Below are 21,937 nucleotides of genomic sequence, written 5' to 3'. Positions count from 1 at the left end.
GGCCTTTCATTGTGTCAGGGTGTTCTCACGCATGTTCTTGCTCCGCGCCATTCCCGTCTTGGTTTTAGGTGTTTTCCTGGTGTTCGGTTCTTCGGTCGTGGCCACGGCTCAGAATGTGTTGGGTGGGCGGCTGGATGCCCTGCCCGGAACGCCCGAGAACCCGTTGGATGTTGGCGTCGGCATTCGCATCGACCAGATCACCGGCGTTGATCAAAAGGCTGAAAACTACGGCGCGGTTGTGGTCTTGCGGGTGGAATGGACCGATCCTGCGCTGGCGTTTGATCCCGAGGAACTGGGAAGGGATATCAGGGTTTTCAACCCGCCCGATCTTGCCGATCATGCGGCAAGTATAGGTTCCGTTCTGCCGGCTTTTGTCATTCACAATCAGCAGTCCAACAAGTGGATCCACGAATCCGCCGCATCCCTGCGGTACGACGGACGGGTGCTGTATGTCGAAAAATCGTCTCTTACACTCCAGGCGCCTCATTTCGATTTCCGAAAATACCCGTTCGACACGCAGGAGTTCCATTTCGAAGTCGTATCGGTCTTTCCGTCCGAATATGTCAATTACCATCCGCTGGATGAATTTTCCGGCCTCGGAGATCAACTGGGCGAAGAAGAATGGATTCTGAACAATGCACGGTTGGAAACGTCCAGGGTTCTGGGGCTATCCGGCAAAGAAAGCGATCAGGTCGCGCTTGTTTTCGAGGGCAAACGACATCTGACATACTACGTCATACGGGTTTTCCTGCCGATGCTTGTCTTGATTTCGGTCGGCTGGGCGCTGTTTTTTCTGGATGAATACCGCCGGAGGATCGAGATCGCGGGCGGCAACCTGCTGGTGTTTGTCGCGTTCAACTGGGCGATATCCGCTGATCTGCCCAAGCTGGGTTATCTGACTTTTCTGGATTTTGTCCTTCAGTGCATGTTTCTGATGACCGGGGCGCTGATCGTGTTCAACGTCGCACTGCGACGGCTGAAAGTGTCCGGCAAGGAGGGTACGGCCCGCATCCTGGACAACTATGCGATCAAGTGGATCTATCCACTGGGGTATGCCGCGATCGTTGCCTATGCGGTTTCCGCTTTCCTTCTGGTGCCTTAGACGCTGGACCCATGCCTGATGTGACCCTAACGTGGTGCCAATGCTCCGCTACGTCCTCAAACGACTGATTTCCTTGCTTGTCAGCCTGGCCGTCGCCTCGGTGGTCATCTTCGCCGTGATCGAGGTTGCCCCGGGTGATCCGGCGTCGTTCATGCTGGGCGTCAACGCGCAGGAGGACACGCTGGCCGCGTTGCGGGCCGAGCTGGGCCTGGATGCGTCCAGGATACAGCGGTACTTCAATTGGGTGGGCGGCATGCTGGAGGGCGATTTCGGCACCTCGTACACCTACCGCACGCCAGTGTCGCAGATGATCGCGGACCGGTTGTGGGTGTCGTTGCCCCTGGCGCTTTACGCGCTGACACTGTCCACATTGATCGCCTTTCCCGCCGGAATCTATGCCGCTGCGCGTCGGGGCAAGCCGGGGGACCTTGCAGTGATGGGGGCGACGCAGCTTGGGATTGCTGTGCCCAATTTCTGGTTTGCAATGATGCTTGTGCTGATCTTCGCCATCAACCTGCGCTGGTTCAATGCGGGCGGGTTTGCCGGTTGGAACGACGGTCTGTGGGCCGGCCTGCATTCCCTGACCCTGCCTGCCGTGGCTCTTGCCTTGCCACAGGCGGCGATTCTGGCGCGCGTCATGCGGTCGGCCTTGCTGGACATTCTGGGTGAGGATTTCATGCGCACGGCTCGGGCCAAGGGCCTGTCCCGTCGTCAGGCCCTGTGGCGGCATGGTGTGCGAAATGCACTGATCCCGGTGCTGACCATCATCGGCTTGCAGTTTTCCTTTCTGCTGGCGGGGTCGATCATCATCGAACAGGTGTTCTATCTGCCGGGCCTCGGGCGGCTGGTGTTTCAGGCCATTTCTGCCCGAGACCTCATCGTCGTGGAATCGGTCGTGATGCTGCTGGTCTTTGCCGTTATAACGGTCAATTTCCTTGTCGATCTTGCTTATGCGGCCGTGGACCCACGACTGAGGAGCAGGACATGAACCGGAACCTGATCCTTGGGGCCTTGTTGTCGTCGCTGGTGGTTCTGGCCGCGTTGGTCTCGTTCATCTGGACCCCTTACGACCATGCCGCGCTGGACATTCCCAATAAATTGCAGCCACCAAACGGGCAGCATTGGTTTGGAACCGATCATTTCGGCCGCGACATATTCTCGATGATCATGGTCGGTGCACGCACGTCGATTGCGGTGGCATTGGTGGCCGTCGGCATCGGCATGGCACTTGGCGTTCCTCTTGGCCTGACGGCGGCCGCGCGCAAAGGATCCTGGCTGGATGAGGTCATCATGCGTGGCAACGATCTGGTCTTCGCTTTCCCCTCGCTGGTGATCGCCATCCTGATCACGGCCGTCTATGGCGCCGGAGCAATCAACGCCATTGTTGCGATCGGCATTTTCAACATCCCCGTCTTTGCCCGTATCACCCGCGGGGCTGCTTTGTCGCTTTGGGAGAGAGAGTTCATCCTCGCCGCCCGTGTGTCGGGCAAAGGGGTGGCGCGGATATCGGCTGAACATATTCTGCCCAACGTGGCCAACCTGCTGATCGTGCAGGGCACCATCCAGTTCAGCCTTGGCATTCTGGCCGAAGCGGGCCTGTCTTATGTTGGTCTGGGCGCTCAACCTCCGACGCCCAGCTGGGGCCGGATGCTGGCAGACGCGCAGACGATGGTCAGTTTTGCCCCGCATTTGGCTCTGATTCCGGGTCTGGCGATCATCGTCACGGTGCTGGGTCTGAACCTGTTGGGCGACGGAATGCGGGACTGGCTGGATCCCCGGATCAGGGTGGCGCGGGTATGAGCTTGTTGCAGATTGAAAACCTGTCGCTGACGATCCACGGGATGCCGATCCTGAAACAGGTCAGCTTGTCGATCGACCCCGGCCAGATCGTGGCGGTGACAGGTGAAAGCGGCTCGGGCAAATCGATGACCGCATTGGCGGTGATGCAACTGCTGCCGCATGGGGCCAGCACGGAAGGTGCGATCTGGCTGGACGGTCAGGATCTGTTGACACGGTCAGAGCCCGATTTGTGCGCCTTGCGCGGCGCGTCCATGGGGATGGTGTTTCAGGAACCGATGACAGCGCTCAATCCGGTGAAAACCATCGGTGATCAGGTGATGGAGACGATCCTGATCCACAAGGCGATGCCCCCGACCCAGGCCCGAACACGCGCCAAAGAGGTGCTGACCCGGGTCGGCCTGCCACCTGATCGGTTCCCCCTTTCCCGCTATCCGCACGAACTGTCCGGCGGGCAACGGCAACGCGTGGTCATTGCCATGGCCATCGCTCTGCGCCCCAGGCTGCTGATCGCGGACGAGCCGACGACAGCGCTGGACGTCACGACACAGGCGCAGATCCTCGACCTGCTCAAGGGGCTGGTGCGTGAATATGACATGGGGCTGCTGATGATCACCCATGATCTGGCCGTTGTCTCTGATATGGCGGACCAGATCATCGTCATGCGCCACGGAGAAGTGGTTGAAAGCGGGGCCACACAGCACCTGCTGCGTCACATGCATCACCCTTATACCCGAATGCTGTTCGAGGCGTCTGGCCATCAGGTCACTTTGCCGGAACCCGCGCAACCGCAAACGTTGCTGGAGGTAACCCAGGTTGTCCGGGACTACCGATTGCCCCGAAAAGGCCTGTTGGACGCGCCGCGCCATCACCGGGCAGTGGATGGTGTCAGTTTTTCACTCAACCGAGGCGAGCGGTTGGGTTTGGTTGGGGAATCCGGATGCGGAAAATCGACCCTAACACGGGCAATTTTGGGCTTGGAGGAGGTTCAGTCCGGTCAAATCCGGCTGGGTGGTCAGCCGGTTTTCACCGGGCACAAACCCAACCTTGCCGTGCGCCGGAAGATGCAGGTGGTGTTTCAGGACCCATATGGCAGCTTCAACCCCCGTCATCGTGTCGCGCGCCTGATCACCGAGCCTTTCCATTTGCTGGACGACCCGCCCACCGGATCAGACCGGCGGGATCGGATCTCGGAAATACTGACGGCCGTCGGCCTCAGCCCCGGCGACGCGGGCAAGTACATCCACGAATTCTCGGGCGGGCAACGACAACGGATCGCCATTGCACGCGCCCTGATCATCCGGCCCGATCTGATCCTGTTCGACGAGGCGGTTTCGGCGCTTGACGTTTCGGTCCGTGCACAGATCCTCGATCTGCTCGCTGAACTGTGCGATGCCTATGACCTGACCTATCTGTTCATCAGCCATGACCTGAGCGTTGTCCGCACGATCACCGACCGTGTGCTTGTGATGCAGTCCGGGCGGATCGTCGAACAGGGTCAGACCAAGCAGGTGTTCGAAAATCCGCAACATCCCTATACGCAAACCCTGATTGCCGCTGCGCCCCGGTTGCCCGAGATAAGGCCGCTGACGGCGTAAAGTTCCTTGTTAGAGCCTGATTGGAGGCCCAAAATGACCCAGAACATTTGGTTTGATCCCACCTTGTGCCTGATCGGCGGGCGCTGGATCCGGGCGGCTGCGGGCGACAGCCTGCCCTTGATCAACCCTTCGGACGGGACCGAGATCTGCCGGATCGCCCGAGGGTCCGAGGCGGATATCGACGCGGCGGTACAAGCCGCCCGATCTGCGTTGTATGGTGATTGGGGGCGAAAGACGGCGTTGGAACGCGGCCGCATCCTGACACGGTTGGGCCAGCTGGTGCTGGACCGGGTGGACGATCTGGCGCGGCTCGAGGCGATGGATGTCGGCAAACCGCTGACACAGGCCCGGGCAGACGCGGTCGCCCTGGCGCGCTATTGCGAGTTCTATGGCGGCGCGGCCGACAAGGTGATGGGCGAGACCATTCCCTATCTCGATGGCTACACCGTCTACACCTTGCGCGAACCGCATGGGGTGACGGGCCATATCGTGCCCTGGAACTATCCGATGCAGATTATCGGGCGTTCCGTCGGGGCGGCGTTGGCCATGGGCAACGCCTGTGTTCTGAAACCTGCGGAAGAGGCCTGCCTGACCGCGCTGGCCTTTGCCCATCTTGCGCAACAGGCCGGGCTGCCAGCCGGAGCATTGAACGTCGTGCCCGGTCTGGGGGCCGAGGCGGGTGCAGCGCTGTCGGGGCATCGGGGAGTCAACCATATCTCGTTCACCGGTTCGGTTGCCACCGGGGCCCTTGTGCAGCAGGCGGCGGGACGCAACGTGGTGCCCGTGACGCTGGAACTGGGCGGGAAATCCCCGCAATTGGTTTTTGACGATGCCGATCTGGATGCAGCGCTGCCGTTTCTGGTGAATGCGGGTGTCCAAAACGCGGGCCAGACCTGTTCGGCCTCGTCCCGCATCCTGGTGCAGCGGGGCGTCTATGAACAGGTCAGATCGCGCATGGCCAAGGCCTATGAAGAACTGACCGTCGGCCCGGCGATGCAGGATCTGCGCGTTGGACCGTTGATCTCGGACCGGCAGAGACAGATTGTCAGCGGCTTTCTGAAAACAGCCACGGACCTGACGATCGCTGCGCAGGGACAGATTGTCGATGACGCGCCAGAAACCGGAGCCTATGTCCGGCCCACTTTGTTCGCAGACGTGCCGCCAGATCATCAGTTGGCACAGGACGAGATATTCGGCCCGGTTCAGGTTCTGATCCCGTTTGACACCGAAGAACAGGCTCTGACCATAGCGAATAGTACGGAATATGGCCTGGTCGCCAGCGTCTGGACGCGGGATGGTGCGCGACAGATGCGGTTGGCGAAAGCATTGCACTCGGGTCAGGTTTTCATAAACAACTACGGTGCTGGTGGCGGCGTTGAACTGCCATTTGGCGGGGTGGGAAAATCCGGACACGGCCGCGAAAAAGGGTTCGAAGCTTTGTACGGCTTTTCACAGTTGAAGACAGTTGCCGCGTTTCACGGTTAGCATTTACCCGGGCAATTCAGATCAGCTTTGCTTCCAATGTATGATTGCCCCAAATCCGTGATGTCCGCGTGGCAGAATGCCCGCTGAACCAACCTCCGACGACCTCGTCGGCAACGTTGGCACTGGCGGGGAACTTTTGTCTGCCGCCGTCTGCCAGGATCACCAAGTCAAACCAGACCCGAACGGAATACGGCGCATTGATCCGGCCTGAATTCAGGTTGTACTTGTGCCAGTGTACCGGGCAGCTTAGGAAAACGACCTTGTTGAAATGCGCCCCCATATCGGCGGCTTTCATGACGACATTGCAGCCGTGGCTGTGGGCAACCACATCGCAGCCGTGATAGGCCTCAAGATCTATCCAGTTTTTCAGGTGTTTGGCAGCAATATGGCGGCCGCGATCGGACCACCGGCCCTCCCATTCATAGTAGTTCTGTCCTGAAAAGATATCGTTGCGATGCGGCTTGATGTAATTGTGCAGATCTCCGACATGCGGATAGTACCATGTGGGGTCGGGATCGACTTCGAAGTGAGTGCCATGAACAAGAAGCAACCCCGGCGCATCGGCTTTCTGTTGCGCGGGGGCCGGTGGAACCTTCGAGCCCGGCGGGACGGAAATCAGAGCGGACGACAACACAGTAAGCAAATCTTGCGAGAGCGGCTCCAACTGCGCCCAACGCGCCGTAAACACACCAAGCCAAAGACGTGGCGGAAAAGAATCCGGCGAATACAGTTTGAGGCATGAACTCAGTGCGGCAAGAGCAACAATTGAATCCGGGGCCGCCAGTCCAAGCTTCAAAGCAGCGCCAATATGTTGGGCGCTGGGCCATTCCTCTGCTGCTTTGATCGCCTCGAACAAATGTTGGTAATACCCTTCAGGTTCTGGCGAAGTAAGCAGGTCGACGGGCCTTAGGTCATCGGGGCCATCAAGGAAACTCATGTATTCGTGGGCGGATGTCTGGCGGTCGTCAATTGGCCGGAATCCGAGCATGACAAGCTGTTTGGACAGAACGGCATCGTCGGTTTCTTCCCAATCGCGGCCCAACAGTAAAAGGTCGCTGTCATCGCCTTCGGCTTGCAGAAACTGCGCGCGGGATATCAGGTATGCGGCGTAGGAAAAAAGTGAAAGCTCATCCCGGGATCCGCCGGTATCGTAGAAGTTCCTTGGTTCAAAAATCATTGTGTCTCAACCTTAATGCTCAATGAGAATGCCTTCCAAAATAGCATCAGGTGAGTTGCCGATAAATGATGAATGCGCTGCCGTGGTTCAGACGATCACCTCGATCGCCTTTTGCGCTCCGACACCAAACACCCGCTTGTAGCGTTCGATCTGGTCCTCCGGACCCATAGCCTTTTCCGGGTTGTCCGACAGTTTTACCGTCGGGCGGCCATTGGCGGATACCGCTTTGCAGACCAATGAGAATGGCGCCAGCGCGTCATTGGGGACGAGTCCGCGAAAATCGTTGGTCAGCAAGGTTCCCCAACCGAAGGAAATATTGGCGCGGCCCGCGAACTGGGCATGCAATTCCTGAATTTTCTCGACATCCAGACCGTCAGAGAAAATGATCCGCTTCCCTGTCGGGTCTTCGCCGCGTGCGTTCCACCAGTCTATTGCGACCTCGGCCGCCGCTGCCGGGTCTCCGCTGTCGATTCGAATGCCGGTCCATCCCGCCAGCCAGTCAGGAGCATTGTCCAGAAACCCCTTAGTGCCATAGGTGTCGGGCAGGATGATGCGGAGGTTGCCGTCATGCTCGTCATGCCAGTCGCTGAGCACGTCATAAGGCGCCTGCGCCAACGCTTCATCCGTATCTGCCAGCGCGGAATAGACCATGGGCAGTTCATGCGCATTGGTGCCGATGGCCTCGACCTCGCGTCGCATGGCGATCAGGCAGTTCGAAGTGCCGGTAAAGGATGCGCCCAGCCCTTCGATCATCGCCTGCACGCACCAATCCTGCCACAGGAAGGAATGCCGCCGTCTGGTACCGAAATCCGCGATCCCAAGCCCGTTTATCGAGCTCAACTTTTCGATCTTTTCCCAAACCCGGGTCATCGCGCGGGCGTACAGGACCTGCAATTCGAACCGGCGCATATCGTTCAGCACCGCGCGCGAGCGCAGCTCCATCAACACCGCCAGCGCGGGGATTTCCCACAGCATGACCTCGTGCCATTTGCCTTCAAAGGTCAGTTCATATTGGTCGCCTTTGCGTTCAAGATGATAGGGCGGCAGGCGCAAATTCTCGAACCACTCCATGAAGTCAGAGCGGAACATCTGCCGTTTTCCGTAGAACATGTTGCCGCGCAGCCAGGTGCTTTCCCCACGGCTGAGGCTGAGAGAGCGGATGTGATCCAGCTGTTCCCGCAGCTCGCCTTCATCGATCAAACGCGCCAGAGGTACGTGATTCGACCGGTTGATCAGCGAAAACACGACATCTGTTTGAGGCTTGTTTCGAAACACTGACTGGCACATCAGCAGTTTGTAGAAATCAGTATCGATCAAAGACCGTACAATCGGGTCAATCTTCCATTTGTGATTGTAGACGCGGGTCGCGATGTCGACCATGGGGAACTCCTGCGATTTCCGTAGTTAGATCAATCGACTCTGGAAATGGCAAGAGTCACTGATTTGGTGACAATGCCAGTTTGAAGTCACAATACCGGCATATTGTGCATTGTTTTTACCGGTTAGTGAGAAGAGGGGATGGAAAGTCGAAACTGAGTTTGTGAATGGGTATCGAGTACGATTTTGATATTGTTAACGTAGCGCTGGAAGATCTGGACCCCGAAAAGCTGGGGTCTGCCTCTGATACGGAACGCCTGGTATGTGCGGTGTTCCGCGATATCAGAGCCGCGGACGCGTTGCGTGGAACATCGCCGAAAATCCGCAAGATTTTCATGGATGCAGGATTCAGCCTCGAGTCGCGCAACAGCGGCATCGTGCCGGGTGTTTTTCCGGCCGAGGACCATGCGGATCGGGTGCGAATTCTGCGGTCGCTGTTTGACAACATCAGGACGCGTGGAATTCAGGGTGAATATTGCGGCGATTTCAACCTTTGGGATTTCTTGCACTACGTGCGAACCGCGCAACCCATGGCTGGGATCGTACGCAGCCGATCGATGCGCGTTCCGCCACCTCCGTCAAACCAGACCAATCCGGAACGCCGCACGATTCCAGGGCGCATTGGGTTCGCGCTGGGTCTGGCAGTTGTTCTGTTCGTGATGATCAAGCTTCTGGCCGCCGCGGGCGCCACACCTTAGGTCAATACGACTCCGGCATCCCGCATCGCCTGCTCGGCGGCTGCCAGCGAACCGTCCATATCAATCGCGCGGCACGCGCCCATGCGGACCGTGACATCGAAACCCAACCTGGCGGCATCTACCGCGGAATAACGCACGCAGTAATCGGTGGCCAATCCCACAAGGGTCAAACGGTCGATACCGCGTGTATCCAAATAGCCTTTCAGGCCTGTCGGTGTCTGGTGGTCATTCTCGAAGAATGCGGAATAGCTGTCGATGGTACTGCGGAATCCTTTGCGAAGGATCAGGTCGCCATCCGTGCGCAAGTCGGGATGAAAACCGGCGCCGCGCGTGCCCTGCACGCAGTGGTCGGGCCACAGAACCTGTGGGCCATAGGGCATGTCGACCAGGTCGAACGGGTTTTTGCCATCGTGGGAACTGGCAAACGAAGAATGCCCCGCCGGATGCCAGTCCTGAGTCAGGATCACGGCATCGAATTCACCCATCATGGCGTTTATCGGTGCGACGATTTCGTCCCCCTCTGCCACAGCCAGCGCACCACCGGGGCAAAAGTCGTTCTGGACATCGATCACGAGCAGGGCATGGGTCATGGCGGCCTCCTTTTACCGCTCTATCGGTAGGCGGCGGCGCGCGGGGCGTCAATGCAATCCCTTGCGACTCTGGGTCTGCAAAGGTAGATCGCGCGTATGTACACAATCGCTGCCCTCTATCACTTTACCCGTTTCGCGGATCCAGCCGCGTTGCGTGACCCTTTGCTGGACCTGTGCCGCGCGCAGTCCGTCACCGGTACGCTGCTGCTTGCGCAGGAAGGGATCAACGGCACGATCGCCGGCCCGCGTGCCGGAATCGACGCCGTGCTGTCACATGTCCGATCCTTGCCCGGTTGCGCTGATCTGGAGTGGAAGGAAGCGACCTCGGAGCATCCGCCTTTCGGCAAGATGAAGGTGCGGCTGAAGAAAGAGATCGTGACCATGGGTCAGCCCGATGTCGACCCGCGCGCCCGTGTCGGCAACTATGTCGACCCGCAGGAGTGGAATGACCTGATCCGTTCTGACGATGTGGTGCTGATCGACACGCGCAACGATTACGAAGTGGCAATCGGGACGTTTGAAGGCGCAATAGACCCTGAAACAGCCAGTTTTCGCGATTTCCCGGCATGGTGGGAACAGAACAAGGACCGCTTTCACAACAAACGGGTCGCCATGTTCTGCACGGGCGGTATCCGTTGCGAGAAATCCACCAACTACCTGCTGGGTCAGGGGGTCGAGGATGTCTATCACCTCAAGGGCGGTATCCTGCGGTATCTTGAGGAAATGCCTGCTGAAGACAGTTCCTGGCAGGGCGAATGCTTTGTGTTCGACAATCGTGTTTCGGTTGGTCACGGGCTTGTTGAAGGGCCGCACAAGCTCTGTCATGGCTGCCGGCGTCCAATCCTGCCCGAGGATGTGAAGCGCCCGGAATACGAGCATGGCGTTTCATGCCATCAATGCATCGATGAGACGTCCGATGCTGACAAAATGCGCTTTCGCGAACGGCAAAAGCAGATCCTGCTGGCGCGCGAGCGGGGTGAGGCGCATCTGCGCCAGGACTGAATTCGGGTTGCGGGCGATGCCTTTAGGTCGGATGATTGCGCGAAGACCGGATTGAAGGGGCGTTCATGCACCGCAAACCCACGACTTTGGATGAATGGAAATCAACCCTGATTGCAGCGTTGGGGCTGGTTCTGGCGAGCTTTCTTGCCTGGTATGGTCTTTCACGCCTGAACGAGGCAGCTGCGGGCGACACGATTGGCACAATCGCTTCGGTTGGCCTGTTGATCTGGCTGGTGTCGCAGTCCTGGTATTACGTGACCCAGGTAAAGTCGCCCCGCAGGCTTTTGTTTCTGATGGGTGTTTCGTTCATACAGGTTGTCCCCTTCCTGTTCGCCGCGGTTTACGGCGCCTTTGGGTATAACGACCACTGTGTCATCGGTGCGCAGGGTCCGGGGGATATCCTGTATTTTTCCTATGTCACCTTTACCACAGTCGGGTATGGCGACATGTCCCCGACCGGACTGTGCCGTGGGCTCGCCGTGTCCGAGGCCGTGACGGGCTATATCCTGCTGGGGATGTTTGTTGCCGCAGCAGTTTCGCTTTACGCCCGCAATCACACTCAGGAAAGACCCTAATAAGGGTCTATTTGTTCTGATCGATCCAGCGAGACATCATTTTCTTGTCGCGGAAACACTCGGACGGGATCGGGCGGCGCTTGCTGCGTGAAATCCGCTCGGCAAACGCAACTTGTTTTCCCGTCGGGTAATTGTCGAACTGCGAGGTCCCGCGTGGTTTGTGGGCTGAAATCCAGTCAGACAAAAGCCGCCGGTCGCGCTGTGCCTCAACAGGGATCTCAAGGGCTGACTTCTCGGCAATCGCACGCGCATACCGCATCTGCCGGTCGGTGACTGGAAGCAGGTGATAGTCGTTGTTCGGCCCGTTCAGGGCTGTGGGGCGTGTTTGCTGGGTCATCGGTTTGTCCTCTGACTATGTAGAACATAAATAGAACATTAACCAAAAATTTCAAGGATTATGGGGTTTGACAGGCGTGAAACCGCCCCTTCGATGATTTTATTGACTGGTCAATCAATAACCGATAGGCCGATTTTCGACTGACCATTTGTCCCGTCCTGACGGGTGCGAAAGAAAAGGACACGGTATGAAGTTTCAGCCCAGGGCCAGCCATTTCATTGATGGCGAATATGTCGAAGATACAAACGGCACGGCCATTGAAGTGATCTATCCCGCTACAGGCGAAGTGATTGCACGTTTGCATTCGGCGACGCCGGCGATCGTGGAACAGGCTCTAAACAGCGCAAAAAACGCTCAGGCGGCTTGGGCGGCCCTGTCCGGGACGGAACGTGGCCGCATCCTGCGCCGCGCCTCCGATATCATGCGCGAACGCAATTACGACCTGTCCGTTCTGGAAACCCATGATACCGGCAAACCGATTCAGGAAACCACTGTGGCCGATGCCACCTCGGGGGCCGATGCGCTGGAGTATTTTGGTGGATTGGCCGCCTCACTGACTGGCGAGCATATTCCGCTGGGCGGGGGTGATTTCGTCTATACCATCCGCGAGGCGCTGGGTGTTTGCGTCGGGATCGGCGCCTGGAACTATCCGACGCAGATCGCCTGCTGGAAAGGTGCCCCGGCGCTTGCTTGTGGCAATACGATGGTGTTCAAACCTTCGGAAACCACACCGCTTTCGGCATTGAAAGTGGCTGAAATTCTTGTCGAGGCCGGCGCGCCCAAGGGTGTCTACAACGTGATCCAGGGTTACGGCGATGTCGGTGCTTCGCTGGTCACCGATCCGCGTGTGGCCAAAGTCTCTTTGACGGGTTCTGTGCCGACGGGCCGCAAGGTTTATGCTGCTGCGGCGGATGGCATGAAGCATGTGACCATGGAACTTGGCGGCAAATCCCCGATGATCGTCTTTGACGATGCCGACATCGAAAACGCTGTTTCAGGTGCGATCCTGGGCAATTTCTATTCTTCGGGTCAGGTTTGTTCCAACGGCACCCGCGTCTTTGTTCAGAAAAGTATCAAAGAGGCCTTCCTGAAACGTCTGTCAGAACGTCTGGATCACGCGAAAATCGGCGATCCAATGGACGAGAACGTCAGCTTTGGCCCGATGGTCAGCGAGAACCAGATGAACATCGCCCTGGGCTATATCGAAAAGGGAAAAGCCGAAGGCGCAAGATTGATTTATGGCGGTGAACGGATCGACCGGGACGGCTATTTTTTGCAGCCCACGGTTTTTGCTGACGTCACGGACAACATGACCATCGCGCGCGAGGAAATCTTTGGCCCCGTCATGTCGGTGCTGGATTTCGAGACCGAGGAAGAGGTGATGGCCCGCGCCAATGACACCGAGTTCGGTCTGGCCGCAGGTGTCTTCACGAATGATCTGACCCGGGCGCATCGAATCGTGGCCGGATTCGAAGCAGGCACTTGCTATATCAACACCTACAACCTTGCCCCGGTCGAAGCGCCGTTTGGCGGATCGAAAATGTCCGGTGTCGGGCGCGAGAACTCGAAACTGGCGATCAACCATTTCTCGGAAATGAAAACCGTCTATGTCTCGATGAATGACGTTGAGGCTCCGTACTGAATCAAGGACGGTTGTCCGCTTTTCTTGATGTCTCTGCTCCCCGTGTTCGGCGCCGGGAGCAGAGGAAACGCCAGCCAGTGGCGGGCAATACTACACTGACAACATCGACGCCTGCCAGCGTGCCGGAAAAGGTAGGTATTGCGGAATTTTTGTTCAAAGACGTTGCCATCCTCGGCCGATTGGCCCGGCCTGATGAGGAGATTCGTCCGCGATTTCTCTGGCCACTGAACTCATTGAAGACGCGGAACCATTACCGCCGTATATCGCTGATCAGGTGTCTCGTTTTCACGCATCTGCCGCAAATGCCACGGTACCGGTTGCTTCGCGGGCGGTCAGCCGTCGTGACCTTATTGGTTGAGGAACGCGGCCTGAAATTCGGCGGCCTGTTCTTCGGCGTCATGTCTGGAACCCAACATCCTTGAAAGAAGTTGGAGCCATATTTGCATCCCCGCCTGATCGGGTGTTCTGATTGGATTCGGTTTGAAGCAACGCGCCGGGCTCCCAGCGGTTGAAACGCATTGCAGGGTATACCGGGATCGGGACCTGCCTTCACTTTGCCGGGTGCGGGCGGAACAGTCGCGATATACGTCATTTTACACCAACTGCGTTCAACATTTCATCGATCCGCTGGCGGGCGGACTGGCTGTCCTTCAACAGGTTTTCAGCATCCGCCAGCGGTTTTTCCGCCAATCGTTCCGGCAGGTCAGACAAGGCTTGGGTCGTTTGGTTCAACGCCGCGTATTTCCCGCCCGCAGGTTCCAGCCTTTCATCCGACACCCCGGCCAGCCAGAAATAGCGGTTTGCCGCTTCGTTTTGCTCGAGATCTCGGAGCATATCGCCGGCGGCTGCAAAATCTTCTGTTGAGACCATCGCCTGCGCGCGCAAGGCATTCGCCTCCTCGGAATTGTCATCAGCCAACTCCAGCAGGGCTTGATGAGGGCGCCCTGACAGCAAAGCGGCCCGAGCCCGCAATCGAGCCCGATCCAAGCGCCGCGACTGGTCTTCCGATCTGTTCGCCAGAGCGAATGTCTGCTGAGCAAAGCCCAGATCAGCAAGACGGCTGGCCAATGCAACTGCAGTATCGGTTGTCAGCACTGCCGCCATGTCCGGCTGCATTGCCTCCATCGTCTGGCGTAGAAAGGTTGCGTCATCCGATCTTTCGGCAAGCAATTGCAGATGCCGATTGATCGCGCCGCCACTATCGGGGCCGGGTGGCTGCGCTTTGATCACGTCAAATGCGCGGTCGAATTCCTGGCTCAGGCTCAGAGCGATCGCATAGGTGCGGTTCATCATCGGGCCCAGTTCCGATCGCCTGAACTCGACCGCATAAGATGCCGCCAGTTCAAGCTCCTGAGAAGAAACAGCTTTACGTTCAGACCAACGTTTTTCCACCAGGCGCGCCAAAGCCAGCGGTGATTCAGTGGCGGCGTTGGTTGAGGTTATAACCTCGGTCAACAATTCTTCTTCGCGGTCACTGTTCCCTTCCGCCTTGGCAACGCTGGCTTTGGCCTGAGCGACACCGGATGTCGTTTCCGGTTCAATCCGGTCAACCGAGCGAAGGATCCTGCGGGCAGCCTCCAGTTGTTGTGCGTTCACCAGTATTTCTGATAACCGCGGCCCCAGCTGGCGGCGAAGATGATCCGGCAGTCTTGAATACGTGTGTTCGATTGCTTCCACATTCGCGTCAGGTGCCAGCTCGCTTTCGGACAACACAGCCCAAAGTGCAGCATCACCGTCACATCGTTGCAGGTCGTTGAATGGATTCCTGGGCAGCGGCGGCCGGTTATCTACAACCCGGGCAATTGCTGCAACTGGTTCGAAGCCCTCTGGCGGCGTCTCCAACAGCCTCAAGACACTCAACGCTTCGGCTCCGAAACCGAAAGAGGCGTAGAGCTTGGCCAGTTTCATGGCCTTTTCGCCGTCAAGTTTGTCAAACTCTTTGTACAGCCCTGAACGGAGAGCTGACACTTGATCTGGAAAAGGCGAGTCCCCAGACCAAGACGCAAAACTCAGCTCAGCAGTCGAGATGCAGGCCGGTCTTTGGTCAATTGGTTGCAGTTCTGCGTTCAAAACATTCTGTAAATCGTCCAAAACCGTGGTCAGACGTAAGTTCGAACTCAATTGGGGCGCCACAACGCTTGTACCGGACGGGGCGGTATTGCGTGGCCCGACAGGAGCAAGCTTCAAGTCCAGCAACTTGCGATCGGCCCCTTGCAGAAGACGAGTCGACAGCTGGTCTTTTATCCCCTGCTCAGTCATGGTGAGAAGCGGCAGATGCAACCCTGTCTCAACCGATGGCGGTTTGTCTTGGGCTGTTTTTCCGATCAAGGGTGGCGGTATATCCTCAAGAAGCGGCGGTAACAATTCCCCTGGCGCGATGTCCAGTACGATCATCGAGTTTCTGTACAGAAACGCCGACGCCACGCAGTTGCATCCGAACTCCAGCTCCAACGCGCTGCCGGGGTTCTTCTGCGACAAAGAAGCCAGGCGGTTCGTGGTCAAACGCCCAAAAACCGAGCTGGTTTTGAATGTCACGTCGTCCAGGGCAATGGTAAGGCTTGCGCCGTTCTTCCGTTGCGCCAGCACCCAGCGGGTGTCCGGTGGCACGTCGAAAACCAGACGTGTGAATCCGTCATGCTCTCCGGATCGCACCACCACGTCCTTTGCGGTCACGGCAGACGCAGCCGTGACCAAAACCGCAATCAGAAACCCGATGCGCTTCATGCCGCCGCCTGCTTGAGCTCTTTTAATGCGTCTTCCAGCTCGGAAAAGCCCGGGCGGTTATGGGTTGGGGTGTTCTGGCGTCCGACCTCAATGCACATGGCGGCATTGTGATTGTGCAGATTGGCCACCAGTACTTCTTTGATCAGCTGATAAAAGTGGTTGTCTTCTTCAACCACGGCTTTCAGTTTGCCTGCGAAGGGGCCGACCAGACCATAGGCCAGAAAAACGCCCAGGAACGTGCCTACGAGGGCGCCCCCAATCAACTTCCCCAGCACTTCGGGCGGCTGATCGATTGATCCCATCGTCTTGATCACGCCCAGAACCGCGGCAACGATCCCCAGCGCGGGCAGGCCGTCTGCTACTGTTTGAAGTGCATGGCTTGAGTGCATGGCATGATGAAAATTCGCTTCCATGCGCTTCTCCAGAACCTCTTCAACCTGATGCGGATCGTCATAATTCATCGCCGCCGACCGCATGGTGTCACAAATCAGGTCGACGACCTCCTTGTCTGATTGGATCTTGGGATATGCGGAAAACAAGCTGGAGTTTTCGGGGTCTTCAATATGCTGCTCGACCTCAACCGGATTGGCGCGGGCAATGCGGATCAACGAAAACAGAAGACACAGAAGGTCACGATAGTCTTCGGGCTTCCATTTCGGGCCTTTGAACACCTTGCCCATGTCTTTGATCGTATGTTTCACGCCGCCCATGTCATTGCTGATCAGAAAGGCGCCTACGGCGGCACCGCCGATCATCATCATTTCGAAGGGAAGAGATTTCATGATGATGGTCATCTTGCCACCTGCCGCGAGATAGCCGCCGAAGACCATTACGAAGATGACAACAATTCCAACAATTCCAATCATTTGAGATCTCCAGATGAGTTCTGTGCGATACCGGGCAACACCGGCGACTATTCCTGCGGGGCCGAGGCGTTGCGTCCGGCCATGACGACGCTGATCGTATAGGCCGCTTCGGGGCTCAGGCCCGCCAGTACGCCAGCCGCTGCGTCCGCCGGCATGCGGGACAAGAACCCTGCGGCAAAGGTCGGGTCCATGGTTTCAAACAATGCGGCTGCGTCCTTTGGTTTCATGTTCTGGTAAACATCCGTCAGGCGCGCCAGATCGTTCTCTGCCGCCTTGTCCGCAACCGCCAACGTGGCACGCAGGGCATCTTCTGCTTCCTTCAGGGCCGTCAGACGCGTTTCAACGGCTTGGGTTGCGATCTCCAGTGCTTTTTCCTGATCGCGCAATTCATCCTCTCGCTGCTTGACGCGTTCCTCCCGGCGCAAAAGCTCTGCCAACACAACCTGAACATCGCGTGTTTCGGATGCGGCGGGCTTGTTTTCCACGGCTTCGGGCATCGCCGGTTTGGCAAGCGCAGGTCCCGCCTCCAAGCCAACGCGAATCGCAGCCGAGCCGATCATCAGCAATGAGATGACAGCAAGCACACCGCCGCGCGGGCGCGTATCGTGTTTGGCGTTGCGCGCAAGGCTCATACCTGCGCCCCGCTCTGCTTGCGGTCATGCCGGAAGAACATCAGGCCCTCTGGCGCTTTGGGTTGCTCTTCACTCGTACCAGTTTCGACCGGTTCCGCTGTTTTCTCGTGCTTGGTGCCCTGTTGCTCTTCAGGCTGAGGCTCGTCTTGGACAGGCTTTGCTTTTTCCGGAGCGGCAGTTTCTTCTTCGGGGATGACATCATGCAGAGATGCCATCATCAGCTCGAGGCGCTGAGCCACGGTTTCAGCCCTTTGCGTCAGCGCCTTAAGCTGATCCCCCGATTGATCAGAGGCATTTCGCGCGCTGTCGAGAGATTTCTTCAGCTCTTCTGCCTGGGTCGACAACACGGCCACCGCGCCACCGACGCCTTTTTCAAGATCGGTGAACCGCCTGAGGCGGCGCGACAGCACAAAGCAATAAAGTCCCGCGCCCAACGCACCGGCGACCAGCAAAATATCCGCAATCAGCTCCAATTCCGCCTCCTAATTCAGCACAAATTCCATCACCAGCACATCGCGAACGCGCCCTTCGCCAACGACAATTCCAATGCGTCGCAGCAGGTGACCTCGGATGCGCGTCAATGCCAGCGAATCCTCCAGGTCCTTCAATTCAACGGCTCGCAGGTATCCGTTCAGGACATCCATGATTCGTGGCTGCATTTTTTTCACATCATCCATGTACGGCGCGTTAACTTCGAGCTGAGCGTGGAACTTCAAATGTCGCGACTTGCCGGAATTCACCGATACAACAACCGGCGGCAGATCAATGAACCCGACATCCGCCAGCGCTTTGGCAGGTTCCTCTTTCGCCTTGTCCTTGCCGGCTTCAACCGCGGCCTTGCCACCCAGCGGAATCAATCCGGATGACGTCAGGAAATACCCGCCCGCAGCTCCGGCGATGGCAAGAAGCATCCCGATCAGGATTCCCTTTTTCCCTTTTTTTCCGGTGGGTTCCGCCAGTTCATCGGTTGCGTCGGTCATGACGTCCTCATTCATCCGTTCCGACTCCGTCATAACCGCGCAGGGACTAACCGATTGTTAAGAGCAATCGTCCAAACAGAGGGTGCGTCGGGCAGAATGCCGGCGAGTCGGAGGTGAGCGTGCAGCAGATCGGAACTGTCTGGGCTAATTTGGACAGGCGTAAACAAATCATCGTCGCCGGTGCGGTTGCGCTGGTGTTTCTGGGAATCCTTGGCATGTCGCGCCTTGTGACGGCTCCGTCCATGACGTTGCTTTATGCGGGCCTGGAAAGCGGTGCCGCCGGGGAAATAGTACGCGCGCTGGACCAGCGCGGCGTCACATATGAAATTCGGGGTGGATCGATCTATGTATCCGGCGCGCAGCGCGACGAGCTTCGAATGACCCTGGCCAGCGAAGGCCTGCCCGCAAACGGCAATAAAGGGTACGAACTGCTTGATTCGCTAAGCGGGTTTGGCACCACCTCTCAGATGTTCGATGCTGCCTATTGGCGCGCGAAAGAGGGTGAACTGGCACGGACGATTGTCGGTAGTCCGCATATAAGTCAGGCGCGCGTCCATATTGCCAACGGGACAGCAAACCCGTTTCAGCGCAGCGTGTCGCCAACAGCGTCTGTTTACCTCGTGCCATCCGGGACCGAAATTACCGGGGATCAGGCCAAGGCCATCCGGTTCCTTGTTGCCTCGGCCGTCAGCGGTTTGACGCCGGAGAACGTTACGGTGGTTGATTCGCACGGGGCCGTGATTGGCGGTCAGGATACCGCAGCGCCTGCGAACACTGCGGACGACAAGTCGCGTCAGTTGCGGGAACGCGTTCTGCGACTGGTCGAGGCGCGTGTCGGTACCGGCAACGCCGTGGTCGAGGTCAGTGTCGATACCGAGACCAAGACGGAATCCATTCGCGAGCGGCGCTTTGATCCCAAGGGCCGCGTGGCGATCAGCACGGATGTCGAAGAACGTTCGGACAGCGCCCGAAATCAGTCATCGGATGTCACCGTGGCGTCGAACCTGCCGGATGGTGATGCGGCGGGTGGGGACGAATCGAACTCGACGGCTACCCAGACTCGTGAGCGGGTGAACTACGAAGTCTCCGAGACGGAACTGGAAGTTCACAAGGCCCCCGGCGCGATCAAGCGTCTGACGGTTGCAGTTCTGGTCAACGGGAAAAGATCGGTGGACGCCTCCGGTACCGAAGTCTTCACGCCCTTGCCTCAGGAAGAGCTGGCCGCTCTGGAAGAGCTCGTGGCGTCGGCAGTCGGGTACGATGCGGCGCGCGGGGACGTTATAACACTGAAATCCATGGATTTGCCGTCGGTCGAACCGCAGGGCACTCTGGTTTCGTCGTCGCTCTGGCAGAACATCCATCTGGATGTCATGTCCTTGATACAGATGGCTGTGCTGGCTTTGGTTTCGGTCGTGCTGGCCCTGTTCGTGATCCGCCCGATCCTGACGAAAGCAACACCGACACCGGCGCTGCTGACGGCGGCAGGAGGGGCGGATTCGGATTCCCTGGCGCTGACTGGTGAGATCGCACCGGAGGATCCGGCAGAGTTCTCGACCCTGCCGGCAGAGCGTGGTGTTCCGGCCCTCGGCTCGAACGCCACGGAGGATCCTGTCGACCGGCTGCGCGCCATGATCGGTGACAAGCAGGAAGAAACTGTCGAGATCCTGCGCAGTTGGCTTGAAGAAGGTGAGGAGCGGGTATGATGTCGATTGCTCATCTTCTTGAGGATTTCACCACCCAGACCGGTACGGGGCCTGTTCTGATCTTGAATGAGGACACGCTGGAAGAACAACGGCTCGCTGCCTTCGAAGACGGGTATGGGGCCGGTTGGGAAGATGCCTCGCGGGCGCAGGAGCAAAGCCGCGGCCAGATTTCGGCTGAATTGGCAAGGTCGCTTGAGGATATGTCTTTCACCTATCACGAAGCTATCGCGCGCATGACCCTGTCTTTGGAGCCCATGTTCACCAGCCTGGTTCAGACCGTACTGCCTGAGATGGCCGAGCGCGGCCTGGCAGCCCGCATTGTGGAGCAACTCTGTGAAATGGCGCGTTCGCGGATAGAGCAGCCGATGCAGATTTTGGTGCCGCCGGGATGTGCCGAGAATGTCGCAGCGCTGTTGCCGCAAGATCTGCATTCCACTCCTCAGGTGATCGAACACTCGGACCTGGAGCCGGGCCAGGCCCGCCTTCAGGTCGGCACGAGCCGACGTGAGGTTGATTGCACCGCTTTGCTCGCCGCCATCGAACAGACCTTTGACGCTTATGTCTTTGAGACAAGAGAGGCTTTGTCCAATGAATGACACCCAGATCCCGAAATCTGAAAAACCCAACCCATTCGACTCGGTCCCGATTGAAGTGACCGTTTCCGTTGGTCGTGCGCGCCCATTGATCAAGGACCTGTTGAACATGGGAGAGAATGCCGTGCTGACCCTGGACAAACGGATCGAAGATCCGGTTGACCTCTATGTTGGGGATCAGTTGGTGGCGCGCGGGCTGTTGGAAGAAATGGACGGCGATCAGGCAGGGCAACTTGCAGTGCGCTTGACCGAGATTGCGGATTTGCACAACGGAATCGGTTGATGCGCTATGTAATCTGCCTGGCTTTGGTGGCCATGTTGACGCCCTCACTGGCCGCTGCCCAGGATTTGACCTTGTCCCTGGGCGAGGGCGGGTCGATTTCCGCCCGGACGATCCAGCTGATTCTGCTAATCACAGTGCTGAGCATCGCTCCGGGGTTGGCGATCATGATCACCTGCTTTCCCTTCCTGATCACCGTTCTGTCGATCCTGCGGCAAGGCATCGGCCTGCAACAGTCTCCGCCCAATATGCTGTTGGTCAGCCTGGCGTTGTTCCTGACCTATTTCATCATGGACCCGGTGTTTTCAGAAGCATGGGCGACAGGGATACGACCGATGATGGAAGAGACGATGGAAGTGGAACCTGCGTTGGAGCGCGCGTTGCAGCCGTTCCGCGCCTTCATGGCGGCCCGACTGGATGCGGACACGTTCTATGCCATGGCGGCTTTGCGCCCCGGTGGTGAGGCTATGGAGTTGTCCGCACAAGCGCCGTTGTCGGTCTTGATGCCGTCCTTCATGCTGTCGGAAATCGCGCGGGCGTTTCAGATCGGGTTTCTGATTTTCCTGCCGTTTCTGATCATCGATCTTGTCGTGGCTGCGGTATTGATGTCGATGGGCATGATGATGGTGCCTCCGGCAATCGTATCCTTGCCATTCAAGCTGGCCTTTTTCGTGATTGCCGACGGGTGGGCTTTGATTGCGGGCGCGTTGGTGCGCAGTTACATGCCGTGACCTCGACATTTAGCCCCGGTGCGCAGAAAAAAAGGTGGTCAGATGCCT

At 58.0% G+C, this 21,937-nt stretch carries 23 protein-coding genes; 14 read left to right on the top strand and 9 right to left on the bottom strand.

Annotated elements, in window-relative coordinates; genetic code table 11:
• Positions 1-31 precede the first annotated feature (31 nt).
• The 5 genes from NOR97_RS14495 to NOR97_RS14475 are packed head-to-tail and all read left to right on the top strand — an operon-like array spanning position 32 to position 5,982.
• Entirely contained in the window at positions 32-1,102 is a 1,071-nt protein-coding gene (locus NOR97_RS14495; protein WP_257599554.1) for a hypothetical protein, read from the top strand.
• 40 nt (positions 1,103-1,142) lie between these two features.
• A complete protein-coding gene (locus NOR97_RS14490) occupies positions 1,143-2,090 on the top strand; it encodes an ABC transporter permease (protein WP_257599553.1) in 948 nt (315 codons plus the stop codon).
• Positions 2,087-2,902 (top strand): ABC transporter permease, encoded by an 816-nt coding sequence (locus tag NOR97_RS14485; protein WP_257599552.1) that lies wholly within the window; start codon positions 2,087-2,089, stop codon positions 2,900-2,902. The genes NOR97_RS14490 and NOR97_RS14485 overlap by 4 nt, the downstream gene beginning before the upstream one ends.
• Positions 2,899-4,497 carry an ABC transporter ATP-binding protein gene (locus tag NOR97_RS14480; protein ID WP_257599551.1) on the top strand — a complete coding sequence of 533 codons (1,599 nt, stop codon included), beginning with the start codon at positions 2,899-2,901 and terminating at the stop codon, positions 4,495-4,497. The genes NOR97_RS14485 and NOR97_RS14480 overlap by 4 nt, the downstream gene beginning before the upstream one ends.
• A 33-nt stretch (positions 4,498-4,530) precedes the next feature.
• Entirely contained in the window at positions 4,531-5,982 is a 1,452-nt protein-coding gene (locus NOR97_RS14475) for an aldehyde dehydrogenase family protein (protein WP_257599550.1), read from the top strand.
• A gap of 16 nt (positions 5,983-5,998) precedes the next feature.
• Here NOR97_RS14475 and NOR97_RS14470 read toward each other — a convergent pair whose 3' ends face one another.
• Positions 5,999-7,159 (bottom strand): hypothetical protein, encoded by a 1,161-nt coding sequence (locus tag NOR97_RS14470; RefSeq protein WP_257599549.1) that lies wholly within the window; start codon positions 7,157-7,159, stop codon positions 5,999-6,001.
• An 87-nt stretch (positions 7,160-7,246) separates the two neighbouring features.
• Positions 7,247-8,539: a nicotinate phosphoribosyltransferase gene (pncB, locus tag NOR97_RS14465; protein WP_257599548.1), complete on the bottom strand. Its 1,293-nt coding sequence runs from the start codon at positions 8,537-8,539 to the stop codon at positions 7,247-7,249.
• 164 nt (positions 8,540-8,703) lie between these two features.
• Here pncB and NOR97_RS14460 point away from each other — a divergent pair, with 164 nt between their 5' ends.
• Positions 8,704-9,234 carry a hypothetical protein gene (locus NOR97_RS14460; protein WP_257599547.1) on the top strand — a complete coding sequence of 177 codons (531 nt, stop codon included), beginning with the start codon at positions 8,704-8,706 and terminating at the stop codon, positions 9,232-9,234.
• Here NOR97_RS14460 and pncA read toward each other — a convergent pair.
• Complete coding sequence (pncA, locus tag NOR97_RS14455) at positions 9,231-9,824, bottom strand: bifunctional nicotinamidase/pyrazinamidase (RefSeq protein WP_257599546.1); 594 nt, start codon at positions 9,822-9,824, stop codon at positions 9,231-9,233. The two genes, NOR97_RS14460 and pncA, sit on opposite strands and share 4 nt — an antisense overlap.
• Positions 9,825-9,920: 96 nt before the next feature.
• Between pncA and NOR97_RS14450 the strand changes: the two genes are divergently transcribed.
• Together NOR97_RS14450 and NOR97_RS14445 are read left to right on the top strand one after the other, a co-directional pair.
• Positions 9,921-10,826 (top strand): rhodanese-related sulfurtransferase, encoded by a 906-nt coding sequence (locus NOR97_RS14450; protein WP_257599545.1) that lies wholly within the window; start codon positions 9,921-9,923, stop codon positions 10,824-10,826.
• Between the two features lie 65 nt (positions 10,827-10,891).
• Positions 10,892-11,401, top strand: coding sequence for a potassium channel family protein (locus NOR97_RS14445; protein ID WP_257599544.1), 510 nt, complete (start codon positions 10,892-10,894; stop codon positions 11,399-11,401).
• Between the two features lie 7 nt (positions 11,402-11,408).
• Here the strand turns inward: NOR97_RS14445 and NOR97_RS14440 are convergent, their stop codons facing one another.
• Positions 11,409-11,738, bottom strand: a complete 330-nt coding sequence (locus NOR97_RS14440; RefSeq protein ID WP_257599543.1) for a hypothetical protein — start codon at positions 11,736-11,738, stop codon at positions 11,409-11,411.
• A 187-nt stretch (positions 11,739-11,925) separates the two neighbouring features.
• Between NOR97_RS14440 and betB the strand changes: the two genes are divergently transcribed.
• Together betB and NOR97_RS14430 are read left to right on the top strand one after the other, a co-directional pair.
• On the top strand, positions 11,926-13,380 hold the full coding sequence (gene betB / locus NOR97_RS14435; protein WP_257599542.1) for a betaine-aldehyde dehydrogenase: 1,455 nt from the start codon (positions 11,926-11,928) through the stop codon (positions 13,378-13,380).
• A gap of 77 nt (positions 13,381-13,457) precedes the next feature.
• Positions 13,458-13,802 carry a hypothetical protein gene (locus NOR97_RS14430; RefSeq protein WP_257599541.1) on the top strand — a complete coding sequence of 115 codons (345 nt, stop codon included), beginning with the start codon at positions 13,458-13,460 and terminating at the stop codon, positions 13,800-13,802.
• A 166-nt stretch (positions 13,803-13,968) separates the two neighbouring features.
• On the opposite strand, the gene NOR97_RS14425 is transcribed toward NOR97_RS14430, so the two are convergent.
• From NOR97_RS14425 to fliL, 5 genes are read right to left on the bottom strand one after another with little or no spacing between them, the layout of a single operon-like run.
• Positions 13,969-16,104 carry a hypothetical protein gene (locus NOR97_RS14425; RefSeq protein ID WP_257599540.1) on the bottom strand — a complete coding sequence of 712 codons (2,136 nt, stop codon included), beginning with the start codon at positions 16,102-16,104 and terminating at the stop codon, positions 13,969-13,971.
• Entirely contained in the window at positions 16,101-16,970 is an 870-nt protein-coding gene (gene motA, locus NOR97_RS14420) for a flagellar motor stator protein MotA (RefSeq protein ID WP_170346736.1), read from the bottom strand. The genes NOR97_RS14425 and motA overlap by 4 nt, the downstream gene beginning before the upstream one ends.
• 47 nt (positions 16,971-17,017) lie before the next feature.
• The gene (locus NOR97_RS14415; RefSeq protein WP_257599539.1) at positions 17,018-17,602 is read right to left on the bottom strand and encodes a MotE family protein; all 585 of its coding nucleotides are present in this window, start codon (positions 17,600-17,602) and stop codon (positions 17,018-17,020) included.
• On the bottom strand, positions 17,599-18,075 hold the full coding sequence (locus tag NOR97_RS14410; RefSeq protein ID WP_170346734.1) for a hypothetical protein: 477 nt from the start codon (positions 18,073-18,075) through the stop codon (positions 17,599-17,601). The genes NOR97_RS14415 and NOR97_RS14410 overlap by 4 nt, the downstream gene beginning before the upstream one ends.
• Positions 18,076-18,084: 9 nt before the next feature.
• Positions 18,085-18,582, bottom strand: a complete 498-nt coding sequence (gene fliL, locus NOR97_RS14405; protein ID WP_254440083.1) for a flagellar basal body-associated protein FliL — start codon at positions 18,580-18,582, stop codon at positions 18,085-18,087.
• Between the two features lie 119 nt (positions 18,583-18,701).
• Here fliL and fliF point away from each other — a divergent pair, with 119 nt between their 5' ends.
• The 4 genes from fliF to fliP are packed head-to-tail and all read left to right on the top strand — an operon-like array spanning position 18,702 to position 21,889.
• Positions 18,702-20,285 (top strand): flagellar basal-body MS-ring/collar protein FliF, encoded by a 1,584-nt coding sequence (fliF, locus tag NOR97_RS14400; protein WP_257599538.1) that lies wholly within the window; start codon positions 18,702-18,704, stop codon positions 20,283-20,285.
• The gene (locus tag NOR97_RS14395; protein WP_257599537.1) at positions 20,282-20,881 is read left to right on the top strand and encodes an ABC transporter ATP-binding protein; all 600 of its coding nucleotides are present in this window, start codon (positions 20,282-20,284) and stop codon (positions 20,879-20,881) included. Before fliF ends, NOR97_RS14395 begins: the two co-directional genes overlap by 4 nt.
• Positions 20,874-21,161: a FliM/FliN family flagellar motor C-terminal domain-containing protein gene (locus NOR97_RS14390; protein ID WP_171229950.1), complete on the top strand. Its 288-nt coding sequence runs from the start codon at positions 20,874-20,876 to the stop codon at positions 21,159-21,161. Before NOR97_RS14395 ends, NOR97_RS14390 begins: the two co-directional genes overlap by 8 nt.
• Positions 21,161-21,889 carry a flagellar type III secretion system pore protein FliP gene (gene fliP / locus NOR97_RS14385; protein WP_257599535.1) on the top strand — a complete coding sequence of 243 codons (729 nt, stop codon included), beginning with the start codon at positions 21,161-21,163 and terminating at the stop codon, positions 21,887-21,889. The genes NOR97_RS14390 and fliP overlap by 1 nt, the downstream gene beginning before the upstream one ends.
• The last annotated feature ends 48 nt before the right edge of the window (positions 21,890-21,937 follow it).

The organism is Ruegeria sp. YS9, from assembly GCF_024628725.1.
GTDB lineage: Bacteria > Pseudomonadota > Alphaproteobacteria > Rhodobacterales > Rhodobacteraceae > Ruegeria > Ruegeria atlantica_C.
Note: the sequence above shows the minus strand (reverse complement) of the source record. Positions and strands in the feature narration are given on the sequence as shown.